Source organism: Aquirufa originis (genome assembly GCF_042714495.1).
In the GTDB taxonomy this organism is placed as follows: Bacteria; Bacteroidota; Bacteroidia; order Cytophagales; family Spirosomataceae; genus Aquirufa; species Aquirufa originis.
Map to the genome: position 1 here is coordinate 611,319 of NZ_JBBKXY010000002.1, position 21,255 is coordinate 632,573.

The window sequence follows — 21,255 nt, forward strand, 5'->3', positions numbered from 1 at the left end:
CCTAAATTTGTCCATGCTTAAAAAGATGTTTTTTTTCTTTCTAACAGCACAAATCTATGCCCAAACCATTCCCGTGGGCCGGCCGGATTTTTCTGAAGAGCGTCTCCGCAATCAACAATTGATCTCCGGAGCCACTTATTCGTTTACTATACGGCCAGTTTCGGATTCGACCGCGAAGGGTCTGCTGCCCGCCTCTATCCTGACCTCGTTGAATACCTTCGCTCCCCTGGGCTGGAATGACGGCGCGATGATCCCCGCAAAAGGCTTGCAAACTTATTTAACGGCTGGTTTTTTTGCCAAATACAAAGCCCTCAGTCTTCAACTCATGCCGGAATTCGTGTACGCAGAGAACCGCGACTTCGAAACTTTTTCTCTACAAGGGGCATACCGCGCTCCCATGCTCGTTTTATGGAATAGCACAGATATTCCGGAACGTTTTGGAACCTCTTCCTACTCCCGTTTTCGCCTAGGCCAAAGCGCCTTCCGCCTCTCTTCCCGCTCCGTTTCTGTCGGGATTTCCACCGAGAATCTTTGGTGGGGCCCAGGTTTTCGCAATTCCCTTCTCCTGTCAAACAATGCCCCAGGCTTTTTGCACGGTACATTTAATAGCGTTAAACCGTTAAAAACCTTCCTCGGATCCTTCGAATTTCAGCTCATAGGCGGGCGACTTGAGGGGTCTGGTGTCCAACCTTTGGCATCCGATTATATCGTCAACGGCATCAATTATTTAGAGCCTAAATCCACGGATGCCCGCTACATTTCTGCCCTGACAGTGAACTACCAGCCGCGCTGGGTACCCGGATTATTCCTCGGTTTCTCCCGCGCATTTCACCTTTATACCTCGGATATGGGATCGGGTTTGACGGATGTTTTCCCGTTTATTTTGCCATTTGAGAAGAAGAGTGCGCCTTTAGAGGATGCCAAAAGAAGGGATCAGCTCGCCTCTTTCTCCGCTCGTTGGGTTTTTCCTGCGTCGCATCTGGAGCTATATGGCGAAATGGGATGGAATGATTATTCGACTAGTTTTTGGGATTGGTTTCTATCTAACGAGCACTCGCGCGCCTATTTATTCGGTCTTCGCAAGGTTTTCCCTCAGTCCCCCGGCCGCTATATTCGCCTAGCTTTTGAAAATACCTCCATGGAAATGACCGCAGATCGCCTCGTTCGAAATAACGGTCCCTGGTACCGCCACGATTTTGTGCGCCATGGCTATACTAACGAAGGACAGGTGTTAGGCTCCGGAATAGGACCTGGATCAAACCTCCAAACCTTCGACCTCGCCTTCGTTCGCCCTTCCTCCATCGCAGGCTTTAGCATCGAACGCTATGCGCACAACATGGACTATTTCTACGACGCCTTTAAGAACTATGATTCCAAATGGGTCGACCTCATGTGGGGTGGATATTACCAAAAACGCGTCGGATCTTATTCCCTCACAGGCAAGTTAAATTTCGCCTGGATGCGCAACTACGAATGGGTGCTCGACAAGAACGTGTTGAATGCGCAACTTCAATTATCAGCTACTCGATATTTTTAGCTCTCAGTCTACATTTTCATTTATTTTTCGGTAATTTCGGATTCTTAATTCGAAGCCTACATGAAAAATATTCTTATCGTATTGCTAATCAGTGCCTTAAGTTCATTCGTTGCACCTGCAACTAAGACCATCACAGTGAAAACTGACCCTGCGGGAGCAGAGGTGATATTAAACGGTTACTTCGTGGGGAAAACGCCCATCGAAATTAAGATCGACGAAAAGCAATACAATTTTCTTTCGATTTCGAAGTCTGGCTACAAACGTCAACGTGTCGAATTGAAAGGAATCGATAAAGAAGTCGAGGTAAAATTAGAGAAGGAACTCTAAATCGAATTCAGGGCCTGATTTAAGTCCGCCCACAAATCATCCACATGTTCTAAGCCGATCGAGAAACGCAACAAGTTTCCCGGCGTCGTACTTTGCGGTCCTTCAATGGATTTGCGGTGTTCCACCAGCGATTCTACGCCACCCAAGCTCGTTGCTTGTTGGAAAATCTGAAGTTTACCCGCCATCTCCCTCGTTTCCGTTTCCCCCGTTTTCACTTGCAAAGCGATCATGCCACTGAAGCCCTGAGGCATTTGGGCCTTTGCCAAAGCGTGCTGTGGATGTGATTCCAGGCCGGGATAATGTACTCTTTCTACTTTGGGGTGCTTCTCCAAACGCTTCGCTAATTCCAACGCGTTCGCGCTGTGCTCTCTCATTCTCAATGGCAAAGTCTTCAAACCCCTCGCTAACAAGTAACAGTCCAACGGATTAGGCGTCGCCCCCATCAAAATCTGCACGCGTTCAATTCTTTTCGCCCACTCATCATCCTCTTTCAAGAGCACCGCTCCACCCATAATATCCGAGTGTCCGCCTATGTACTTCGTCGTCGCGTGCATTACGATGTCCGCGCCTAAGGCAATTGGGTTTTGGAGAACGGGCGTCCCCAACGTATTATCTACGCCTAATTTAAGTCCGTGCTTTTTAGCAATGGCAGACAGACCTTTTATATCTGTGATGCTCAGCATCGGATTCGCCGGCGTCTCAGCCCAGATCAATTTGGTATTCTTTTGTACCGCTTTTTCTACCGCTGCTAAATCGGTCATATCCACCTGCGTCACCTCTAGTCCCCAGGGTCCCAAAATTTCTTCTGCCAGCTTGTACGAGGCATAATAGCCCACTTCCGGCATCAGGATATGGTCTCCGGATTGCAGGCATTGGAAAACCGCGTTGACTGCGGCGAGGCCTGAGCCGAAGGCGAAGCCTCGCGACGCCCCTTCCAAGGCCGCCAGGCCTTTTTCAAGTGCCGTGCGGTTAGGATTTGAGTTGCGAGAATACATGTGGCCTTTCGGATACGTTCCATCCAAAGCCCGTTCAAAAGTCGTCGTCAAAAACACCGGCGCCGCAATCGCCCCCGCCGTCTCATCCTTCAAATGACTCCCATGTACCGCAATCGTCTCCTTTTTCATCGCTGATTTTCTCTAAGCTTAAAGTTTTTACCCAAATACAAACGACGAACTTGTTCGTCATCCGCTAATTCTCTCGGCGTCCCCGCCTTCAAAATCTTTCCCTCAAAAAGCAAATAAGCCCTATCCGTAATCGACAGTGTCTCATCTACATTATGATCCGTGATCAAAATTCCAATATTCCGGTATTTCAACTTCGACACAATCGTCTGAATCTCCTCCACCGCGATCGGATCGACCCCCGCAAACGGCTCATCTAACAAAATAAACTTAGGATCCACCGCCAGCGCCCTCGCAATCTCCGTTCTTCTCCTCTCACCCCCAGAAAGCACCTGGCCTAAACTCTTCCGCACATGTGTTAAAGAAAACTCCTCCAAAAGGCTCTCCACCTTCTCTTTCTGCGCTGCTTTCGACAAATCCGTCATCTCTAACACCGCCTGTATATTTTCTTCCACACTCAGCGTCCTAAAAACCGACGCCTCCTGCGCTAAATACCCAATTCCAAGCCTTGCCCTCTTATACATAGGCAAGTCTGTCACGTCCAAATCATCCAAGAACACTTTCCCCTCATTCGGCTTCACTAATCCCGTCGCGATGTAGAAGGAAGTCGTTTTACCCGCGCCATTTGGCCCCAATAAACCCACAATCTCTCCTTGCGCCACCTGATACGAAATGTGATCATTCACTAATCGTTGGCCGTATTTCTTGACTAAATTCTCTGTCCTTAAAATCATGCCTTAAAAATACGAATTATTTCGATGTTTTCCCTTGTCGCCCCCTCGCTCTCGTCTTTAAACCGTTTTAGCGCTCTGATTGTTCAGCATGGCCTAGTTGTTCAATAGGGCTCTGATTGCTCAGAATCGACCAATGGAGAAATAAATCGTCCGGCGTAAAAGTCGATTTTTCGGTATTGACAGATTGTGTCAAAACCTGAAAACGCCTCTGCGTGCCTCGAAGATATTTTAACACTATGCCGTTTCAGGCATTTCAGGGTCATTATGGATTTTGCTATCAGGGAAGAATAAATCTATACTCTCTACTCTATAATCTCAGTGAAGTCGACTAAGTCACGAAGTGACGACTAGATTGCGCAGCAATGACTTCGCGAAGCGACCGCGACTAAGCTGCGAAGCAGCGACTAAGTGACGCAGTCACGACCAGCGCGCCGCGCTACAACACCACCCCACTAACCGAATAGCGAGTAGGCGATGAAAACCAGCGCAAAGCTTGTGATCCTGAAATGGTGTAGGAAACCACGCGACCGGAGATGAGGTGCATGGAGAGTTTTTTGGAGGTAATGTATATCAAATTCTCAGAAGAAATCTCAAAATCTACCGTAGATGGTCTGCCGGATGAATCTAAAGCGATTTGGAAGGAACGAACGGGAAGGTCTTCGCCTTTTTTCAGCACGTAAAGGATCAGGCCAGGGGCGCTGTGATTCTCGTAGCTGAGGGCGTAGGCGGGTTTGTTGAGGTCGGCTTCGCGGAAGAGGGCCCATTCTTTGGCCAAATCCACCTGAACCGAATCAATCACTTCTGCTGTGCCATCGAGGATGACGGTCTTTTTTACCGAAAGGGGGGAAGATGATAGGCGATTCAGCTCTTTATTCCAGTCATAGAAATGAGTGGCCGGCTCCGGGGAGGGGGTGCACGCAATGAATGTCAAAAAGAGTAAAATGCTGAGGCGAATCATCCCCCCAAAGGTAAGAAATTTTAAGTGGAGAACACATCCTCAATGGGAATCTTCAAGACTCGGATGAGGAGGTAAATTTTGGTGGCATTGGGATAATGTTTGCCGGATTCCCAATAATTGTAGGCGCTTTGGGAAACTCCTACGGCGGAAGCAACTTCCTGTTGTGTCATCCGTAATGTCAAGCGGGACTTGATCAAAACGGTCGAAAAGACTAGTTTGGTTTTCATAATTTATTAGTGGTTACAGTTATATTTTTGATAATATTCAGAGAATAAATGCAAAAACAAAACTTAAGTCACAATATAACGGAACTTTATGAAAACACTGATAATGACCCGCAATGAGGGTATAAAAAAAGTCCTCAAAAGACAAAATTGGCTTTTGAGGACTTTTTAAACTGCACTTTAATTCAACTTATTTCACGTTGTACTTGTACTTATAACGCTCAAATAATTGTGAATGTTTGTTGTCTAAATTCAAGGCGCGGCCTTGAATAAAGGCATGAGTTAAAACGCTCGTGCGCATGTCTAATACATCACCTGTTGAGATGATTAGGTTCGCGTCTTTGCCTGATTCGATACTGCCGGTGCGGTCAGCGATGCCTAGGATTTTGGCAGCATTCAACGTAATAGCTGAAAGCGCTTCTTCCTTCGTCATCCCGTAAGCTGACATGGTTCCAGCGTGGAATGGAAGGTCGCGTTGGCGCCAGTTTCCGTCTCCTGCTTCAAAACCTACAGAGAACAAAACACCTGCTTTTTGCAACATGCCTGGTGTCTTATACGGCTGATCTACGGCATCATCTTCTGCAGCGGGTAAGCTGTGGATTTCTCCCAAAATCACCGCTACTTTATTCTCTTTCAAAATATCCGCAATCATCCAGCTGTCTGTGGCTCCGACTAGGACAAGTTTGAAGTTGAATTCTTTGGCAAAATTAATCGCCGCTAGCATCTCCTTCACTAAATCACAGTGCACGAAAAAGGGCTTGCTTCCGTCGAAAAGACCTCTGGTAGCTTCGAACTTCAAGTTCGTGCTTGTATGCGTTTTCTCATTCAGATATGCTTTTGCTTCCTTAAAAAAGGACCGCGCCTCTTCGAGGCGCGCCAAACCCGCAGCCACTGGATCCGCGTTCGCTCCTCTTCTTTGAAATGCAGCTGGACGGTTAATTAAGGCTGGCATCTTGAAGTGAATGCCATTGTCCATCGCGTAAGCGGCATCTTGCCAGTTCCACGCGTCTAATTGTACGACGCTAGAAGAACCGGGGATCATCCCGCCTTGCGGCGTGATTTGCGCTAATAAAACACCATTCGAACGCACCGTATTGATGATTTTCGAATCCGTATTATAGGCCACGATCGAACGGATGTTTGGGTTCATTTCGCCTAATTCCTCGATATCGATGGTCGACTTTGTGGAAGCGAATTCCACTAAACCTAAGCTCGAGTTAGGGGCGATTAAGCCTGGATAGACTTGCTTGCCTGTGGCATCAATGCGCTCAACATCCCCTGAGATAGTCACAGGAGTCGCAGAAACGGTTTTGATTTTGCCTTTTTCGAGAACGAGCGTGCCGTTTTCGATAATGGTCCCGTTACCCACGTGAATCGTACCGCCGGTGATGACGATGGTCTTGCTTTGGGCAGGGGATGGGTGCATAGTTTCTTGTGCGAATGCAGAGATCCCGCTAAGCGCAAAGAAAAGAGTATATATGATCTGTTTTTTCATCTTGAATCTTAGTTTTCAGTGTTAGCCCAACGGTTCGAAATACGGTCCCAAATGCTGTTTCCATGGTGGTGATCCTCCTCGCATTCGTTCTCCGCCTTGTAGGATGGAGTCGCTGGACGAGTCGATGCGCCGCCTTTTTTCGCGCCAATCATCTTTTGCAATAAGCGTTGTTTCTCTGCTTTCAATTCAGCTTGGCGAATCAAATCTGCCGCGCGATCGAAAACTACTGCGCCATCTACGATGGTGTGCTCAGATTTCGCATAAATTGATAATGGATTGTCTGACCAAACCACGATATCTGCATCCTTACCTTCCTTGATCGAACCGACGCGGTCAGCGACGTGTAACATTTTGGCAGGATTCAACGTCACCATTTTCAACGCCTCTTCCTCAGACATACCTGCGTATTTCACCGATTTCGCTGCTTCCTGGTTTAAACGACGCGCCATTTCCGCATCATCCGAATTAATCGCCACGTTCACGCCCGTCTTTTGCATCAAGTAGGCATTTTGCGGAATTGCGTCCGTTACCTCCATTTTATATGCCCACCAGTCTGAGAAGGTCGAGGCATTTGCACCGTGTTTGGCCATAATATCTGCTACTTTATAGCCTTCCAAAATGTGAGTGAATGTGTTCACCGTGAATCCAAAATGATCCGCCACCTTCATCATCGCGTTGATTTCGCTTTGCACATACGAGTGGCAGGTAATGAAACGCTTGTGGTTCAAAATCTCCACTAAGGTCTCTAATTCTAAGTCAATACGCTTGCCAGGACCTTGCTTTTCGTAGTCTTTCGCACGTGTAAACGCATCCATCAACACCTGCTCCACACCCATACGCGTGTCTGGGAAACGTGGATTCGACGTGTTCCAAGAGCGTTTCACGTTCTCGCCCAAAGCGAATTTGATAAATGGATCCCAGTTTGCAAACTTCATTCCCTCGGCGTTCGCACCCCAACGGAACTTCAATAATTGCGTTTGGCCACCGATCGTGTTACATGATCCGTGCAAAATGTGGCTAGACGTTACGCCACCGCTCAATTGACGGTAGATGTCCACATCATCTGGATCGATAACATCTTGAATACGTACCTCAGCCGTTACTGATTGCGAACATTCATTAATGCCGCCGGTTCCAGCTACGTGCGAGTGTTCGTCGATGATACCCGCCGTCACGTGTTTGCCCGTTCCGTCGATCACGCGCGCCGTTGGATCTTTCAATCCCTTGCCGATCGCTGCAATTTTGCCGTTCTTTAAAAGTACATCGCTGTCCTTTAAAACGCCTGATTTTTCATTCGTCCAAACCGTCGCGTTCTTGATCAAGATTGTTTCGGCCGTCGCTGGCTTAGGCGTTCCGTATCCCGCAAATGGGTAGATCACAGATCCTAATTCTAATTTATCTTCTTTCTTACCTGCTTTTTTCGCTACCGTATCTGCCGCCGCGGAAGCCGTTGCTTTCCACGAAACCCAGTCGCCATTCGCGAATTGGCCCGTTCCCGCGAAGCTCGCTTCTCCGAACGTTCCCGTTAAGCGTGTGCGCTTACCTTTGTCTGCTTTCGAAGAGAAGCTTAAGTTGATAAGGGATTCTTTTTGGGTGAAGTCAACTGACGTGGTGTCTTTGGCCAAAATCTGAACCTTATACCCTCCTGGCTCGCCTGAGATGCTTAAAGTCGCCTTGTTTGCTCCTAAAGTCAAGTCATATTTTCCTGCCAAAGAATTCCATTGTTCCTTCGCAATCGGATACGCATCGCCTTGCACCCAGTTCTCAATGATGGTCGTTTTCTCAGCGAAAACGGGACCATTCGTAATCACGAAGTTCGCTAATTTACCTGCATCCAGACTTCCCACCATGTCAGAAACGCCTAAGATTGTTGCTGGAGTTGAAGTCAACGCCTCCAAGGCCTTTTGCTCGCTCAAACCATATTGAATCGCCTTGCGGAGATTTGGCATAAAACTGCTCACATCTTTTAATCCATTCGCCGTGATTGCGAACGATAGACCCGCTTTCTCAAAAGTCGCCGGGTTCGTAGGCGCTAATTCCCAGTGCTTCATATCCGCCACGTTCACAAAACGCGCGTCTGTCGGATCTTCTAAATCCATCGCTTGCGGGAAGTCCAAAGGCAAAATGAATTTCGCATTCGATGCTTTCATCTCATCAATCCGTTGGTATTCGTTACCGCTCGCCTTGATAATGTATTGAACGCCAAACTCATCGCCGATTTTGTCCGCCCGTAAAGCTGACCATTTATCGGTTACCTCGAAGATTTGTGGAAGCGCTTGGATCTCATTAAAAGAGGCCAAAGATAAATTCGTTCCCTCTTTCGCCGGCTTCGATTTATACCAAGCGGCGTCTAAGAAGTTTTGGCGTAAAAGCGCAATCGAACCCATCAAAGAGCCCGGATAATCCTGCGTAGACGATCCCTTATTAAACGAATAGTGCGCCGAAGCCTTCTCTTTCAAGACCACCAAATTTTCTCTTTGCTTCGCTAAGCTCACGAAAACACCGGTTCCACGAGAGATACCGTCCATTTGATGCGTTAATACCGTGCCAAAGCCCAGCTTGCGCAATTCCTTTGCCTTCGAATCATTCACCTCGAACAATTTCGCGTGCGAAACCTCCGATTTGATGGCCTGATTCCAAGAATAAGGGCCTTTTGTATTCGAAATCATTTGGGACGGAGAACGGTATCCGCCACCACCCGCTGCCACGGGATTCATCCCGTAATCACTGTACAGATCAATGAAAGACGGATAAATGTACTTACCGCCACAATCGATCACCACCGCGTCTTTAGGAACCACCACAGCTCCGACCGATTCGATCTTACCGTTTTTAATCACCAAAGTCGCCTTGGTTAAAGTCGTTTTTGCATCTTTCACGATGGTCGCGTTCGTGAAGGCATAATAGCCATTCGACGGACTTGCGACGTCATTAATCGGGAAAGTGACTTGAGAAAAGAGAGACGTGCTCACGAAGAGGAACAGGGCTCCCAGCCAAAAAGGTTGAAATTTTTTCATTCGTTGATTTTTGTTGGAGATTAAAGATAGAAAATTTTTGTCTTTGGCCTATCTTTGTCTACACATTTTGCCTAAGTCAATCATGAATACCGCTCATACTATCGCCACGCTTGTGGCGAATCCTGAATCCCATGCCCGTTTTTTGAACACCCTTTCCTTTATGGAAAATTCTGGGGCTCGTAAAATTTCCAAGTTTGAGCACAAAAAAGAGGTCAGCCTAATCATCTTAAAACACGCCGCGGAAGAACACCGCCACGCCTACTACCTCAAGAAGCAGATCAGCAAATTAGTTCCGTCCGGCTTCGAGACCTATGACGATTCGTTCTTGATCAACCCGCGTTCATCGCGATTCTATCTAGATGTATTGGACCTTCGTGTCAGCCAATATGCCAAGAAAAAACTAGGCCTAACCGGTTACGACGTAAAATGGGCGGCCTATTTATTAGTCACCTACGCCATCGAATTGCGCGCAGACGAATTGTATCCGATCTACCAGCAAATTCTGACAGACACAAAATCAAAAGTCCAAGTGAAATCCATCATCGTGGAAGAAGAGGGACATTTGGAAGAGATGATCTCCCAACTAAAAGCTACTTGGCCAGACTGGGAACAGCATGCCGCTGTGGCCGTTCAGATCGAAACGGAATTGTATCAGGACTGGGTGAGTTCGCTGGTTGATACTAACGCGTAATTTCTATTAAAAGCCTCTTGCTGCATCTTAAATAGTTCCGCAATCCCGCGAATGGTCTTTTTAGACATTCCCTTTTTGTATTTTAAGATATCCGAAATCAAACCCTCGCTAACTTGCAGTTTACGGGCAAGATCCGCCGCTTTCATGCGGTGTTCAGCCAGTAAGGATTTCAATAATTGAACAGGATCTAGGTTACGAAATGTACTGTTTTGTTTATCGTAGGTCTCGATCAGCAAGGTCAAGAGATTAATCTCGTCTTGAATGGCCGGGGTAATATTAGTGCTAAAGACGAGTTTTTCTACTGTGTCGCAATAGCTTTTGTATTGAGTTTCGGAGTCAATGACGCGGTATTTTATGGGAGAATTCATGGGATTAATAGCTGCTTATGGTGTATGGACTTTCATGGTGGTTAGGTGGTTTCGTCAAAAACAAACCTAGCACTAATCCTTCACAAACTTACCACTAAAACTTCACAAAACGTGAACTTCTCTCGTTTTTATCAACAAACTTTTAATCTCGCCATTCACCTTTACTTTCGCCGAGCTTCCTTTCATTCCTTTCAGGTGTAGGGACGTCACTTTGCCGTCTTTCCAGCTCATCGAAACCTCGAATCCGCCACGCGTTTTTAAGCCTAATACTGCTCCTTCAGAAGCCCAAGCCGCCGGTAAAGCCGGAAGAGTTTCGATTAATTCTGGAGTGGATTGAATTAACATTTCTGCCACTGCAGCTGAGCCACCAAAGTTTCCATCGATTTGGAATGGAGGGTGTGCGTCGAATAGGTTAGGGTAGGTGCCACCGCCGCGAGCGTAGTTCACTTTTACGCCGTCTGGTTCTACGTATTTCAAGAGTTCGCGGTACATTTTGTACGCATGATCTCCGTCACGCAGACGTGCCCAGAGGTTAATTCTCCAACCTTTCGACCAGCCCGTTGTCTCATCGCCTTTGATCTCTAAGGTCTTTTTTGCCGCCGATGCTATCGTTGGCGTTTCTGCCACCGTCACGTGCGTTCCCGGGTATAAACCATATAAATGCGATTGGTGGCGGTGTTTCGGATCCGTGTCCTCCCAGTCGAAATACCATTCTTGTAGATTGCCTTTCGCACCTACTTGATACGGAAGTATACGGGCCAAAGCCTTTTCTAAAGTCGCCTGGAAAGCCGGGTCTTTTTGAAGTATTTTTTCTGCTGCGATTAAGTCCAAAAACAACTCACGAATCATCGCCAAATCCGCCGTCGCCCCGTAAGCCGTCGCCCCTTGGTAGCCCGTAGGCGTGATGAATTTGTTCTCTGGTGAAGTCGAAGGAGACGTGATCAAACGACCATTTTTGTCCTCAATTAACCAGTATAGGCAGAATTCTGCCGCACCGCGCATTAAAGGATAGGCCTTCGCTTCTAAGAATTTCTTGTCTTGTGTGAACAGATAATGCTCCCACAAATGGGTCGAAGCCCAGGTCGCACCCATAGGCCAGTTTGCCCAGCTCGGATCTCCGTTACCGAAATCCCCCACGGGATTCGACATCGCCCAAATGTCCGAATTGTGGTGAACCACCCAACCTGGTGCATCGTAAAATGTCTTCGCTGTGATGCGTCCCGTCTTTTCTAGGTTCTCTAAGAAGCCCAAAAATGGCGTATGCATCTCGCTCAAATTCGTGTTTTCTGCCAGCCAATAATTCTCTTCGGCATTAATGTTCATCGTATAATTACTCGACCAAGGCGGTTGAATGTGTGGATTCCAAAGCCCTTGCAAGTTCGCTGGTACACCCGGCGTCCGCGAGCTCGAGATTAATAAATACCGCCCAAACTGGAAGTATAAGGTTTCGAGGTAGTTGTCCTTCTCGCCTTTGGCATAACGACGTAAACGCTCATCCGTAGGCAATTCCGGTGCATTGTCTGCCGGCAAACTTAAGTTCACGCGCTTGAAATACGGCTGGTAATCCGCTAAATGGCGCGCCAATAATTGTTCCGCACCCTTAAAGCTGGCCGCCTGTAACCGCTTTTCTGACAAGTCATCTTCATTCAAACCCTCCTTCGATGGACTCTTGTCAAAGCCATTAAAACTCGTAGCCATCGTCACTAAAATCGTCGCGTCCGTTCCGCCCACCATCTGCAAGGTAGAATCCGTTCTCAGCACTTTTCCGTCCGCCGATTGAATCAAAATATCCGAAGCAAAACGCGTTCCTTTGGTATCATCAAACATAATGGGATTCCCTTTCTTGCGCACATAATTAGGGTCCGCCCGCACCGGCGCCGTCCCTTTCGCGTGCAAGTGATTAATGGTCGATTTCGTCGAATAACGCAACAAGGACTTAAATTGAACCGTAAAATTCAACCCTTTTTTCTCCTTACTCGTCAAGTGAATCACGAACACATTGTCCGGATGCGAGAAGAAATATTCCTTGCGAATTTCGTTCGTGCCCGCGTGGTAATGCACCGTCGAAACTGCCTTGTCTAAATTCAATTCGCGGCGGTATTCCGTCGGATTCTCGTGATTAAAATCGACATATAGGGTTCCCAGTGGCGCATACGATTCCGAGAATTTGCCTTGAATTTTACGGACCAAAGAATCCGCCGCCTTGTAATTTTCCTGACGCAAAGCCTCGCGAACCGCCGGCAAATTTTTATAGGCCTCCTTATTCATGTAAGGATCCATGGGCTCTCCAGACCACAAAGTCAGGTCGTTCAAGAAGATTTTATCGCTCTTAGTTCCGCCAAAAACCGTCGCACCCTGCTTCCCATTTCCTAGCACAAGTGCCTCTTCAAAATACGTCGCCGGCTTATCGTACCACAATCGCATGGGTTTCTGCTGTGTTTGCTGTGCGAAGGTGCTGAAGGCTAAAAGGGTTAAAAATAGGATGCGCATAGGTTTATTTTTTGATGGCCAAGCGACCAGTGTAGTCAATTCTCTGTAATAAAATCGAAGTCTTTTGCTCCGCGAAATACTCGTCCACCGCTTTTCGGCAGCCCTCCCAGTGGCCATAATCGTCGATGATCATAACGCCGCTTTCGCTCAGGGATGGGTATAGATGGATCAATTCGTGTTTGGTGGAGGTATACCAGTCTGTGTCTAAACGCAATAGGGCGATGGCGCCTGCGGGCACCGTGACCGGAATCGTGTCTTCCACTTTCCCCTCCACGTAGTGGATATTTTCTGATGGAAAAGCGCTGTTCGACATCGTTAATTTAACGTCGTCTAAGTTTGCCAAACACCAAACCGAAGTCTCCTTCTGGTCCTGCGTTTGCTCGAGCATTAGGTCGGCTTTTTGGCCCCTAAAATCCACATCCTCCGCCGTAGGTTCAGACATCCCCTCAAAGGTATCATATAAATAGAGGTGGCGATCGCTCACCCCGCGGTGCGCTAACACCTGCGCCACCATCAGCGATGACCCCCCGCGCCACACGCCACATTCCACAAAATCCCCCGGTATTTGTTGATCAATCACATAATTTGTCGCCTGATACAACGCAAACATCCGCTCCACCGACGTCATCGTATAGGGCTGGCATTTCTCATAAAAGCTCCAAAAGGTTTTGTCCTGAATCTCCGCGTAAGGACCAGCGGCCTTGCGATCGAATTTAGTGACTTTGTAACCGAATTGTTCAATGAGGTTTAGGAGGAATTTGCGCATAAGGGGTAATTTCTCCTAAAAATAGTAAAAAAAATGTATTTTACTATGGGCAGTTTTAGGGTGTTGACACTTTTTGTCAATACCTGAAAATGCGTCACAACACAGCGCCTTTATTTCACATTGGTTTGGATTTTTATCATTTCGCGCCCATTATTGGTTTGGATTTTTATCATTTAAGTAGTAATATTGGTTTGGATTTTTAACAAAACAATGAGCTACATCCCCAGAATAATTGATCAAGAGCTTGAAAAGTGGCGAAATCAGCGCGATAGGAAGCCTTTGTTGCTACGGGGTGCTAGGCAAGTAGGAAAGTCCTCGGCTGTGAGGCATTTGGCAAAATCATTTGATCATTTCGTTGAAGTAAATTTTGATGAAAATCCCGAATTTGCGACGCTATTTGAGAAATCCATATCCCCCGCTGAACTGTGCGAACAGCTGACACTTTTGTTGAATGTCCCTATAGTGGAGGGGAAGACCTTGGTGTTTTTTGACGAAATTCAAGCGTGCATTCCTGCCATTTCCGCACTGCGGTATTTCTATGAAAAAATGCCTCAATTGCATGTAATCGCCGCAGGTTCTCTGTTGGAATTCGCTTTATCTGAGGTTCCGTCTTACGGAGTGGGGCGGGTTCGATCTATTTTTCTATACCCTTTATCTTTTCAAGAATTTTTACTGGCGAATGGCGAATCAGGACTGATTGATTATGTGATGAGCGCTGGATTTGCCGCTGAACTACCTGATTTGATTCACGAAAAACTGAACCATTATTTGAAGAAGTTTTTAATCATAGGAGGAATGCCTGAAGTGGTTAGCTCTTATGTTCGAAATGGAGATATGTTAGAAGTGCAGCGTATTTTAGACGATTTAGTCATATCAATTCAAGCGGATTTTGCCAAATTCCGAGACCGAGTTCCCGCTATTCGTATTAGAGAGGTATTTAACCTGGTTGTTCAACAGGTAGGAAATAAATTCACCTACACTTATGGGAATACTAATCTGACAAATTTACAAGTCAAACAGGCCTTAGATTTATTAACCCTAGCGGGGATTATATATCCGGTTACGCATTCCAGTTGTAATGGGTTGCCATTGGGGGCGGAGATTAATGTGAAAAAGCGGAAGTTTTTGTTATTCGATACGGGAATTTTCCAACGTATTTTAGGATTAAATATGTCCGAAATGCTCTTGGAGAGTGATTTTTCCGTCATCAACAAGGGGAATATAGCAGAAATGTTCGTGGGGCTTGAATTGATTAAAAACACCTCGTGTTACGAAAACTGGGACTTGTATTATTGGCAAAGAGAAAGCAAAAATGCGCAATCTGAGGTCGATTACGTCATCCAACACAAAGGTCAAATTCTACCCATCGAAGTCAAATCAGGCACGAAAGGCGCGATGCAAAGCTTGTACCGTTTCTTAGAAGAAAAGAAGCTAACGACGGGGATTCGAACCTCTTTGGAGAATTTTGGCCAAATACCAAACGTCCAAATCATTCCACTGTATGCGATTGGGATGTATAAGTCAGGGAATTAGTTATAAATACCCCTTAAAACAAAAGACCCTAACATCTCTGTTAGGGTCTTTATTCATTGAAGTGGTAGATCCCGGACTCGAACCGGGGACACACGGATTTTCAATCCGATGCTCTACCAACTGAGCTAATCCACCTCAATTCCCCGCGTTAATCGGGAGTGCAAAAATAAGTATAATTTTATTTAATCCCAATCTTGGCTTAAAAAAAACAAAGAAATCTCGCAAAGAGGGGATTTATTCGCCAAAAAGTCCGCTGGATAAATAGCGATCGCCACGGTCGCAAATGATGCACACGATCACACCTTCCTCTAACTCAGTCGCTAAGCGTAAGCTAGCCAAAACACTGCCGCCACTGCTCATGCCTCCGAAGACGCCTTCGACTTTAGCAAGTGCTCTAGTCATCGCTGTCGCATCTGCTTCTGAAATGTCCATCACGCGGTCTACGCGGGAGGGATCATAGATTTTAGGTCGGTATTCGATGGGCCAGCGGCGGATGCCCGGAATTTTCGAGCCGTCTGTGGGCTGGCAGCCTACGATTTGGATGGCTGGATTTTGTTCCTTTAAGTACATCGATGTGCCCATGATGGTGCCCGTGGTGCCCATGGAACTCACGAAATGAGTGACAGCGCCTTTTGTATCGCGGTAGATTTCGGGTCCTGTGGTTTTGTAATGGGCCAAATAATTATCCGGATTCTCGAACTGATTCAGCATAAAGAATTCGCCGCTCGCCGCTTTTTCCACAGCGTAATCACGGGCGGATTCGATGCTTTCTGTCAGCGTTACGGTAGCGCCAAAAGCCTCCATCGTCAACACGCGTTCGCGCGTGGAATTCGCCGGCATTGCTAATTCAATTTCGATGTCATACAAGCGCGCAATCATCGCTAGCGCGATGCCCGTGTTGCCAGAGGTCGCTTCGATGAGTTTCATTCCCGCTTTCAATTCTCCACGCTGGATAGCGCCTTCGATCATATTTTTCGCGGCACGGTCTTTCACGGATCCGCCTGGATTGTTCCCCTCTAATTTTCCAAAAATCTTAACGTTCGGGTTTGGGTTCAAACGCGATAATTCGACTAATGGCGTATTTCCGATTAAATCTAACAGCTGGCTCATATTAATCTTGGATAACTTTGACGTTCTCTTGGTGGTAAATCTTCGTGTTAGGGGCAACGCTGCGCGTTAACCAAACATTTCCTCCTATGATCGAGTCTTTTCCTACGATCGTTTCGCCGCCTAAAATGGTGGCTCCTGAGTAGATGACCACTCCGTCTTCGATAGTCGGGTGGCGCTTCGTGGAGGCCATCGATTTATCGACAGAAAGGGCTCCTAAAGTGACTCCTTGGTAGATTTTGACGCGTTCTCCAATGACGGTGGTTTCCCCAATCACGATTCCGGTGCCGTGGTCCATAAAGAAATAGCGACCGATGCTGGCGCCGGGGTGGATGTCGATACCGGTTTTGGAATGCGCATATTCTGTCAAAATCCGCGGTATTAACGGCACTTTCTCCTGGTGCAATCCGTGCGCTAAGCGGTAAAAGGCCAAGGCATAAAAGCCCGGATAGGTACGAATCACTTCGTAGGAAGTGGTCGCCGCCGGATCGCCCGCCACCATCGCTTCCACGTCCGTTTGCAAGAGGTCGTAAATGGCTGGAATTTGATCTAAAAAGCGGTGCGCAATGACCGCCGGATCTTCCGAAAGCTGTTCTTTCATCGAATACAACAGACTTTCAAGCCCATTTTCGATGCTTTCCCACGCGGCTTTCAATTCATCCGTTGTATTAAAATGCCTGCGCGTTTGCTCCGGGAAAAGTGTCAAAACGATTTTCGTGAACAACTTTTTGATGTCAGATGTCGCCGGGAAAGGTGGCGTCTGCTGGTGTTGCGCTACTATTTTATCTAAAAAGTCCTTAGGAAGCATGGCTTAAAAGTAATTCGGTTTGTTCGATCGGGTCCAGTGTGCGGACTTCGATGCGGGTGATTTGGGATTCGTCGCGTAATTCAAGGCCGTACATATAGGCCTTATCGTAGTAATGCAGGGTGATTTCCGCGACTAAACTGAAATCCCCGGCTTCTAACGCTTCCATCGCGATGGCGTAGCGGTCCAGGCCTAAGCGTTTCTTTATTTTCCCCAAAGCTTTGGCCAAATCCTCCTTCGGATAAGACGCATACACGTTCACTAAATGCGGCAAACGGTACACCGGTTCGATGTCTAAAAACACCACAGGGGCCGCACGAAGCTGATTATACAGCGGAGCTCCCATAAAAACCTGACCGATGTGGCGACTTTCATCCTCCACCCAGATCTCCTGTCTATAATCAAAACCGCACAAAACGCGGTGTACTTCATTCTCAAAATGCTCACTCGTAGGCTGCACCGCCAGGCCTAAATGCCCAAAAGCCGACCCCCGATGGTGAGCCAAACCTTCTAAATCCAAAACCTGATGTCCTCTTTTTACTAATTCGTGCAAGATTTCTGTCTTCCCTGATCCCGTCTTCCCACCCAAAACGCGGAAGGGAATGGGTTGATCAAAAATGGCTAATACTTCATTTCGATAAGCTTTGTAGCCTCCCACGAGGATCTTTACCTTGATTCCGGCCGTCTCAAAAAGCCAAGCCATACTGCCACTTCGCATTCCCCCGCGCCAGCAATGGACGAGGACGGTGTTGTCGACGGCTAGTTTTTTGGCCTTTTTCACCCATTTCGCCAGTTGTGGACCCACGAATTCTAAGCCTAATTCAATCGCTTTGTCCTTCCCTTTTTGTTTGTAGCAGGTGCCCACCGCCGCGCGCTGTTCATCATCGAAAATAGGAAAGGAAATCGCTCCCGGAATCCGTGCCCGCGTATATTCGCCAGGCGATCGGACATCGAGCACCGGGTATGTTTTTGCGGCTTCGAGGAAGTCTGACGGACTCAGTTTTTCGGGCATTATAGGGTTATTTCGTAGAATCCGAAGTGTAATGGATCGAATGTCTGTAGTAAATCGTGTATAAAATCAGGGTGGTCGCTCGCGAATTCGAGGAAGTTCGTGTGGCGCTCCTGCCATTCTCCAGCAGGGAATAAGGCTTCTTTTAATGCCAAAACCTGTCTCACCTCATCCCCCTGATTACGCTCTTCCGCGCGCTTTAATTTCTTCGCTAAGCGCTCTAATCCTTTCATCCAGCGCGCCTGCTCTGCGTGCACACTAGCTTCTAAAGTAGGATCGATGGCTTTTGCCCTGGCGGCCAGTTCCGCTAAAATGGGTTGTAGGGCTTGCGCCTCTTGATCCGTATCTAATTTATGCGACGTGCGTCCTGCCACGAAATCGCGTCGTAGTGCTAATTCGTTTTTAAACAAATCGGCTAAACTCAGGCCTAATTTCTCCGCTTTCTCCGCCTGCTTCTGCGTCTTCACGATCGCAAAGTTTCTAGGCAATAAAATAGGGAACGGTACCTGGTGTAAATCGAAAATACCTTTCAATTGCAACCAATACGCCACCTCCGCCGGGCCACCGATGTAAGCTAGGTTAGGCAAAATCACTTCTTGGTACAATGGTCGCAAGATGACATTCGGGCTTGCTTTGGTGATATCCACCGAATCCCCCGTTTCCAAACGTACGCGATCGTTTTCTGTTAATTCAAATAGGTTCACCGGACGAGCCGAAACCTGTGTCTTATAGCCTAAGGCCTCTAATTTTTCTGTTGTCGCCCGCACGATAGGTTCGTGCACCTGCTGTTTCAAATCCGCCTCCATGATAGGAGCAAAAATCGCCTTCAAACGCGCATCATCCGCATCCAGACAGACTAAACCTTCAGTGCCGAAAAGCGCGTGCATGTATATTCTCACGGCTTCGGAAAGAGTCTTACCTTCTTCATAGGCCTTATCGAAGACCTCATTTCTAAACGGAATGCGAGGGAAATCGCTCAGGTTAAAGCGACCTACGGCGCCTTTTTGAGGTGTATTCCACTCGTATTTCGTTCCGAAAGCAAAGAAGTGATTTATCTCCTCAAAATCGTGGTCCTCCGTCGCCATCCAATAAATAGGGACAAATCGCTGAGCGGGATACTCTTTTTGAAGTTTTCGCGCCAAGTTAATCGTCGAAACCAACTTATAAATCACATACAGCGGACCTGTATAGATATTTAATTGATGTCCCGTGGTGACCGTAAAGGTATTTTCATCACGAAGATCCACCGCCGGCATTTCAGCACCAATGGCGGCATATTGCTCGCTTAAAACAGTCTGTAATATCGCGCGATTAGCCACTGGGAACGATTTTTTCTCTGAAATTTGGTCTTTGAAATTTGAAATCTGTGGACCATTGTTGTAAAACGCTTTCAACTCAGGCTTCTCCGCTAAATAATCCAATAGCAGCTTAGAGAAAGCGTTCATAGAAGAAAAGGAATGCGTTTTATGATCCATTATTTAGAGGAAGAATGTTTTGTCCTGATGCTATCGTAAACGCTATCTGGGATCGGAATGTTCAATTTCTCCGCGGACGTTTCTGGTTTCTCCCAGTTTAAATACCCTTTCACCCAAGCAAAGGCTAGGCCTAAAGCTAGTATTCCCACGAATAATAAAATCTCGATGACCGCATAGGTCGGAAATTCCGGCGAAGCCGCTGAGAGCGCTTTATTTTTCAATAAAGTAGCCGTGGGGAATAGAAAAACCAATTCGATTTCGAATAGCACAAAAAGAAGTGCGATCACATAAAAGCGCGGATTAAAGCGGATATTCGCGTTTCCTACCGGTGCTTCGCCGGATTCGTAGGTGGAATTCTTCTCGACGTTGGGGCGATTTGGACGGATGAAGCGGGCAAGGGTTAATATTAAGCCCAGGAAAAGGATCCCTGCGCCTAAAAATGCCGCTACATAGCCAAATTGCTCGATCATTTTCTCAATTTCAGATAGCCTTTAATCACCGTAAAGGTGGTGATTGCGAGGAAGAATAAAATGATGTATTGTACGTAGTTGATGATGCCTGGGAAACTTTGGCCTAAATAAAAACCTCCCGTCACTAAAATGCCCACCCAGAGCGCGCCACCCAACAAATTCAGGAAAATAAATTTATACCAAGACAAGTGACTAATGCCCGCCAAAATAGGCGTAAAGGTCCTCACAATAGGTAAAAAGCGACTGATGACCAGCGCCATAAAACCGTATTTGTCAAAAAACTCCCGGGTCGATTCCAGGTGTTTCTTCTTAAAAAACCAGCCATCTGGCCTATTCATCAGCGATTTTCCGAAAAACCGCCCCACTAAATAACCCACGAGGGATCCGATGACGGCGGCCAGAAAAATACTTAATAAAAGAGAGCTCAAAGGCTCTTTCAGCACGCCCGTACCGCCAAAAACACCCGTCAAAAACAACAAATAATCCCCCGGCAGGAAAAAGGCGAAGAACAGGCCATTTTCGGCGAAAACAATCAGGGTAATCACCATCAATCCAGAGCGGATAATGGTTTCAGAATCAGTGAGCTGATGCCACAAAAGATTTATTTCATCCATGATTTAGGCCGTCATTTCATCTTAAATTAAAATGAAAACATAAATATGGGTGAAAAATTCGAATTTTTGTTACATTTGGGAGATGAAAAATGTCATTGCCTATCTTCTTTTCGTGATCCTATTTGCCGGCGGCTTATTGCCTAAGGTGGGTATGGAGCAGGCCATCAAGGCGAATGAACTGGTGAAGCATTTTCAAGATCACAAGAAGCAGGCTCCGGCAGGTTTCAGTTTTGTGGACTTCCTTTGGATGCATTATGCGGCTGATTCGAAGCACGCAAAGACGACCAAACATCCGAGTTTACCTAGTTTCGATTTTACAGGAGCGATGGGCTACGTTTTACCCGCAGTTGCCTTGTTTTTTACAAGTGCAGTCGCGCTTATCTTAGTGCGCCGCCGATCAGAATTCTACGAAAACAACTACCATTTCTCGATGGAGCGTGTGCTAATCGCGCCTCCCCGGTTTTAAAATTACGCCTGTTCTGTACGGTTTGATGCCGTTTATATCAAAGCTTAA

Annotated in this window: 20 protein-coding genes and 1 tRNA gene; 5 read left to right on the forward strand and 16 right to left on the reverse strand. The window is 46.9% G+C overall.

Annotated features, from left to right (window positions below):
• The first annotated feature begins 25 nt into the window (after window positions 1-25).
• Together SKC35_RS08075 and SKC35_RS08080 are read left to right on the forward strand one after the other, a co-directional pair.
• Complete coding sequence (locus tag SKC35_RS08075) at window positions 26-1,537, forward strand: capsule assembly Wzi family protein (RefSeq protein ID WP_377978902.1); 1,512 nt, start codon at window positions 26-28, stop codon at window positions 1,535-1,537.
• A 60-nt stretch (window positions 1,538-1,597) separates the two neighbouring features.
• Window positions 1,598-1,864 (forward strand): PEGA domain-containing protein, encoded by a 267-nt coding sequence (locus SKC35_RS08080; RefSeq protein ID WP_377978903.1) that lies wholly within the window; start codon window positions 1,598-1,600, stop codon window positions 1,862-1,864.
• Here the strand turns inward: SKC35_RS08080 and SKC35_RS08085 are convergent.
• From SKC35_RS08085 to SKC35_RS08110, 6 genes are all read right to left on the reverse strand, one after another.
• Window positions 1,861-2,988: a trans-sulfuration enzyme family protein gene (locus SKC35_RS08085; protein WP_377978904.1), complete on the reverse strand. Its 1,128-nt coding sequence runs from the start codon at window positions 2,986-2,988 to the stop codon at window positions 1,861-1,863. The genes SKC35_RS08080 and SKC35_RS08085 overlap by 4 nt on opposite strands.
• On the reverse strand, window positions 2,985-3,719 hold the full coding sequence (gene lptB / locus SKC35_RS08090; RefSeq protein WP_130895829.1) for an LPS export ABC transporter ATP-binding protein: 735 nt from the start codon (window positions 3,717-3,719) through the stop codon (window positions 2,985-2,987). Before lptB ends, SKC35_RS08085 begins: the two co-directional genes overlap by 4 nt.
• 436 nt (window positions 3,720-4,155) lie before the next feature.
• Entirely contained in the window at window positions 4,156-4,677 is a 522-nt protein-coding gene (locus SKC35_RS08095; RefSeq protein WP_377978905.1) for a hypothetical protein, read from the reverse strand.
• Between the two features lie 20 nt (window positions 4,678-4,697).
• Window positions 4,698-4,904, reverse strand: coding sequence for a helix-turn-helix transcriptional regulator (locus SKC35_RS08100; RefSeq protein ID WP_223129953.1), 207 nt, complete (start codon window positions 4,902-4,904; stop codon window positions 4,698-4,700).
• Window positions 4,905-5,091: 187 nt separating this feature from the next.
• Window positions 5,092-6,396 carry an amidohydrolase family protein gene (locus tag SKC35_RS08105; protein ID WP_377978906.1) on the reverse strand — a complete coding sequence of 435 codons (1,305 nt, stop codon included), beginning with the start codon at window positions 6,394-6,396 and terminating at the stop codon, window positions 5,092-5,094.
• Window positions 6,397-6,404: 8 nt separating this feature from the next.
• Window positions 6,405-9,413: an amidohydrolase family protein gene (locus tag SKC35_RS08110; RefSeq protein WP_377978907.1), complete on the reverse strand. Its 3,009-nt coding sequence runs from the start codon at window positions 9,411-9,413 to the stop codon at window positions 6,405-6,407.
• Between the two features lie 82 nt (window positions 9,414-9,495).
• On the opposite strand from SKC35_RS08110, the gene SKC35_RS08115 reads away from it, so the two are divergent.
• Window positions 9,496-10,104: a hypothetical protein gene (locus tag SKC35_RS08115; protein WP_377978908.1), complete on the forward strand. Its 609-nt coding sequence runs from the start codon at window positions 9,496-9,498 to the stop codon at window positions 10,102-10,104.
• Here the strand turns inward: SKC35_RS08115 and SKC35_RS08120 are convergent.
• The 3 genes from SKC35_RS08120 to SKC35_RS08130 form a co-directional block, all read right to left on the reverse strand.
• The gene (locus SKC35_RS08120) at window positions 10,065-10,472 is read right to left on the reverse strand and encodes a helix-turn-helix domain-containing protein (protein ID WP_377978909.1); all 408 of its coding nucleotides are present in this window, start codon (window positions 10,470-10,472) and stop codon (window positions 10,065-10,067) included. The genes SKC35_RS08115 and SKC35_RS08120 overlap by 40 nt on opposite strands.
• Window positions 10,473-10,574: 102 nt before the next feature.
• Window positions 10,575-12,962 carry a glycoside hydrolase family 95 protein gene (locus SKC35_RS08125; RefSeq protein ID WP_377978910.1) on the reverse strand — a complete coding sequence of 796 codons (2,388 nt, stop codon included), beginning with the start codon at window positions 12,960-12,962 and terminating at the stop codon, window positions 10,575-10,577.
• 4 nt (window positions 12,963-12,966) lie between these two features.
• Entirely contained in the window at window positions 12,967-13,728 is a 762-nt protein-coding gene (locus tag SKC35_RS08130; protein ID WP_377978911.1) for a TylF/MycF/NovP-related O-methyltransferase, read from the reverse strand.
• 210 nt (window positions 13,729-13,938) lie between these two features.
• On the opposite strand from SKC35_RS08130, the gene SKC35_RS08135 reads away from it, so the two are divergent.
• Window positions 13,939-15,261: an ATP-binding protein gene (locus SKC35_RS08135; RefSeq protein ID WP_377978912.1), complete on the forward strand. Its 1,323-nt coding sequence runs from the start codon at window positions 13,939-13,941 to the stop codon at window positions 15,259-15,261.
• A gap of 62 nt (window positions 15,262-15,323) precedes the next feature.
• Here SKC35_RS08135 and SKC35_RS08140 read toward each other — a convergent pair.
• The 7 genes from SKC35_RS08140 to SKC35_RS08170 all read right to left on the reverse strand — a co-directional run bounded on the left by SKC35_RS08140 (window position 15,324) and on the right by SKC35_RS08170 (window position 20,741).
• Window positions 15,324-15,396, reverse strand: a tRNA-Phe gene (locus SKC35_RS08140).
• Window positions 15,397-15,495: 99 nt separating this feature from the next.
• The gene (gene cysM / locus SKC35_RS08145; protein ID WP_377978913.1) at window positions 15,496-16,371 is read right to left on the reverse strand and encodes a cysteine synthase CysM; all 876 of its coding nucleotides are present in this window, start codon (window positions 16,369-16,371) and stop codon (window positions 15,496-15,498) included.
• A gap of 1 nt (window position 16,372) precedes the next feature.
• Complete coding sequence (locus SKC35_RS08150; RefSeq protein WP_377978914.1) at window positions 16,373-17,176, reverse strand: serine O-acetyltransferase; 804 nt, start codon at window positions 17,174-17,176, stop codon at window positions 16,373-16,375.
• Complete coding sequence (gene mnmH / locus SKC35_RS08155) at window positions 17,166-18,185, reverse strand: tRNA 2-selenouridine(34) synthase MnmH (protein ID WP_377978915.1); 1,020 nt, start codon at window positions 18,183-18,185, stop codon at window positions 17,166-17,168. The genes SKC35_RS08150 and mnmH overlap by 11 nt, the downstream gene beginning before the upstream one ends.
• Window positions 18,185-19,657, reverse strand: coding sequence for a bacillithiol biosynthesis cysteine-adding enzyme BshC (locus SKC35_RS08160; RefSeq protein ID WP_377978916.1), 1,473 nt, complete (start codon window positions 19,655-19,657; stop codon window positions 18,185-18,187). Before SKC35_RS08160 ends, mnmH begins: the two co-directional genes overlap by 1 nt.
• Window positions 19,657-20,127 (reverse strand): NADH-quinone oxidoreductase subunit A, encoded by a 471-nt coding sequence (locus SKC35_RS08165; protein WP_377978917.1) that lies wholly within the window; start codon window positions 20,125-20,127, stop codon window positions 19,657-19,659. Before SKC35_RS08165 ends, SKC35_RS08160 begins: the two co-directional genes overlap by 1 nt.
• A complete protein-coding gene (locus SKC35_RS08170; RefSeq protein WP_377978918.1) occupies window positions 20,124-20,741 on the reverse strand; it encodes a DedA family protein in 618 nt (205 codons plus the stop codon). The genes SKC35_RS08165 and SKC35_RS08170 overlap by 4 nt, the downstream gene beginning before the upstream one ends.
• Window positions 20,742-20,823: 82 nt before the next feature.
• Here SKC35_RS08170 and SKC35_RS08175 point away from each other — a divergent pair, with 82 nt between their 5' ends.
• The gene (locus SKC35_RS08175) at window positions 20,824-21,207 is read left to right on the forward strand and encodes a hypothetical protein (RefSeq protein WP_377978919.1); all 384 of its coding nucleotides are present in this window, start codon (window positions 20,824-20,826) and stop codon (window positions 21,205-21,207) included.
• Window positions 21,208-21,255: the final 48 nt, after the last annotated feature.

What these genes read in the sequence shown, in the direction of transcription:
- SKC35_RS08075 (WP_377978902.1), top strand. Translation starts at nt 26, where the DNA reads ATGTTTTTTTTCTTTCTAACAGCACAAATCTATGCCCAAACCATTCCC.
- SKC35_RS08080 (WP_377978903.1), top strand. Translation starts at nt 1,598, where the DNA reads ATGAAAAATATTCTTATCGTATTGCTAATCAGTGCCTTAAGTTCATTC.
- SKC35_RS08085 (WP_377978904.1), bottom strand. Translation starts at nt 2,988, where the DNA reads ATGAAAAAGGAGACGATTGCGGTACATGGGAGTCATTTGAAGGATGAG.
- lptB (WP_130895829.1), bottom strand. Translation starts at nt 3,719, where the DNA reads ATGATTTTAAGGACAGAGAATTTAGTCAAGAAATACGGCCAACGATTA.
- SKC35_RS08095 (WP_377978905.1), bottom strand. Translation starts at nt 4,677, where the DNA reads ATGATTCGCCTCAGCATTTTACTCTTTTTGACATTCATTGCGTGCACC.
- SKC35_RS08100 (WP_223129953.1), bottom strand. Translation starts at nt 4,904, where the DNA reads ATGAAAACCAAACTAGTCTTTTCGACCGTTTTGATCAAGTCCCGCTTG.
- SKC35_RS08105 (WP_377978906.1), bottom strand. Translation starts at nt 6,396, where the DNA reads ATGAAAAAACAGATCATATATACTCTTTTCTTTGCGCTTAGCGGGATC.
- SKC35_RS08110 (WP_377978907.1), bottom strand. Translation starts at nt 9,413, where the DNA reads ATGAAAAAATTTCAACCTTTTTGGCTGGGAGCCCTGTTCCTCTTCGTG.
- SKC35_RS08115 (WP_377978908.1), top strand. Translation starts at nt 9,496, where the DNA reads ATGAATACCGCTCATACTATCGCCACGCTTGTGGCGAATCCTGAATCC.
- SKC35_RS08120 (WP_377978909.1), bottom strand. Translation starts at nt 10,472, where the DNA reads ATGAATTCTCCCATAAAATACCGCGTCATTGACTCCGAAACTCAATAC.
- SKC35_RS08125 (WP_377978910.1), bottom strand. Translation starts at nt 12,962, where the DNA reads ATGCGCATCCTATTTTTAACCCTTTTAGCCTTCAGCACCTTCGCACAG.
- SKC35_RS08130 (WP_377978911.1), bottom strand. Translation starts at nt 13,728, where the DNA reads ATGCGCAAATTCCTCCTAAACCTCATTGAACAATTCGGTTACAAAGTC.
- SKC35_RS08135 (WP_377978912.1), top strand. Translation starts at nt 13,939, where the DNA reads ATGAGCTACATCCCCAGAATAATTGATCAAGAGCTTGAAAAGTGGCGA.
- cysM (WP_377978913.1), bottom strand. Translation starts at nt 16,371, where the DNA reads ATGAGCCAGCTGTTAGATTTAATCGGAAATACGCCATTAGTCGAATTA.
- SKC35_RS08150 (WP_377978914.1), bottom strand. Translation starts at nt 17,176, where the DNA reads ATGCTTCCTAAGGACTTTTTAGATAAAATAGTAGCGCAACACCAGCAG.
- mnmH (WP_377978915.1), bottom strand. Translation starts at nt 18,185, where the DNA reads ATGCCCGAAAAACTGAGTCCGTCAGACTTCCTCGAAGCCGCAAAAACA.
- SKC35_RS08160 (WP_377978916.1), bottom strand. Translation starts at nt 19,657, where the DNA reads ATGGATCATAAAACGCATTCCTTTTCTTCTATGAACGCTTTCTCTAAG.
- SKC35_RS08165 (WP_377978917.1), bottom strand. Translation starts at nt 20,127, where the DNA reads ATGATCGAGCAATTTGGCTATGTAGCGGCATTTTTAGGCGCAGGGATC.
- SKC35_RS08170 (WP_377978918.1), bottom strand. Translation starts at nt 20,741, where the DNA reads ATGGATGAAATAAATCTTTTGTGGCATCAGCTCACTGATTCTGAAACC.
- SKC35_RS08175 (WP_377978919.1), top strand. Translation starts at nt 20,824, where the DNA reads ATGAAAAATGTCATTGCCTATCTTCTTTTCGTGATCCTATTTGCCGGC.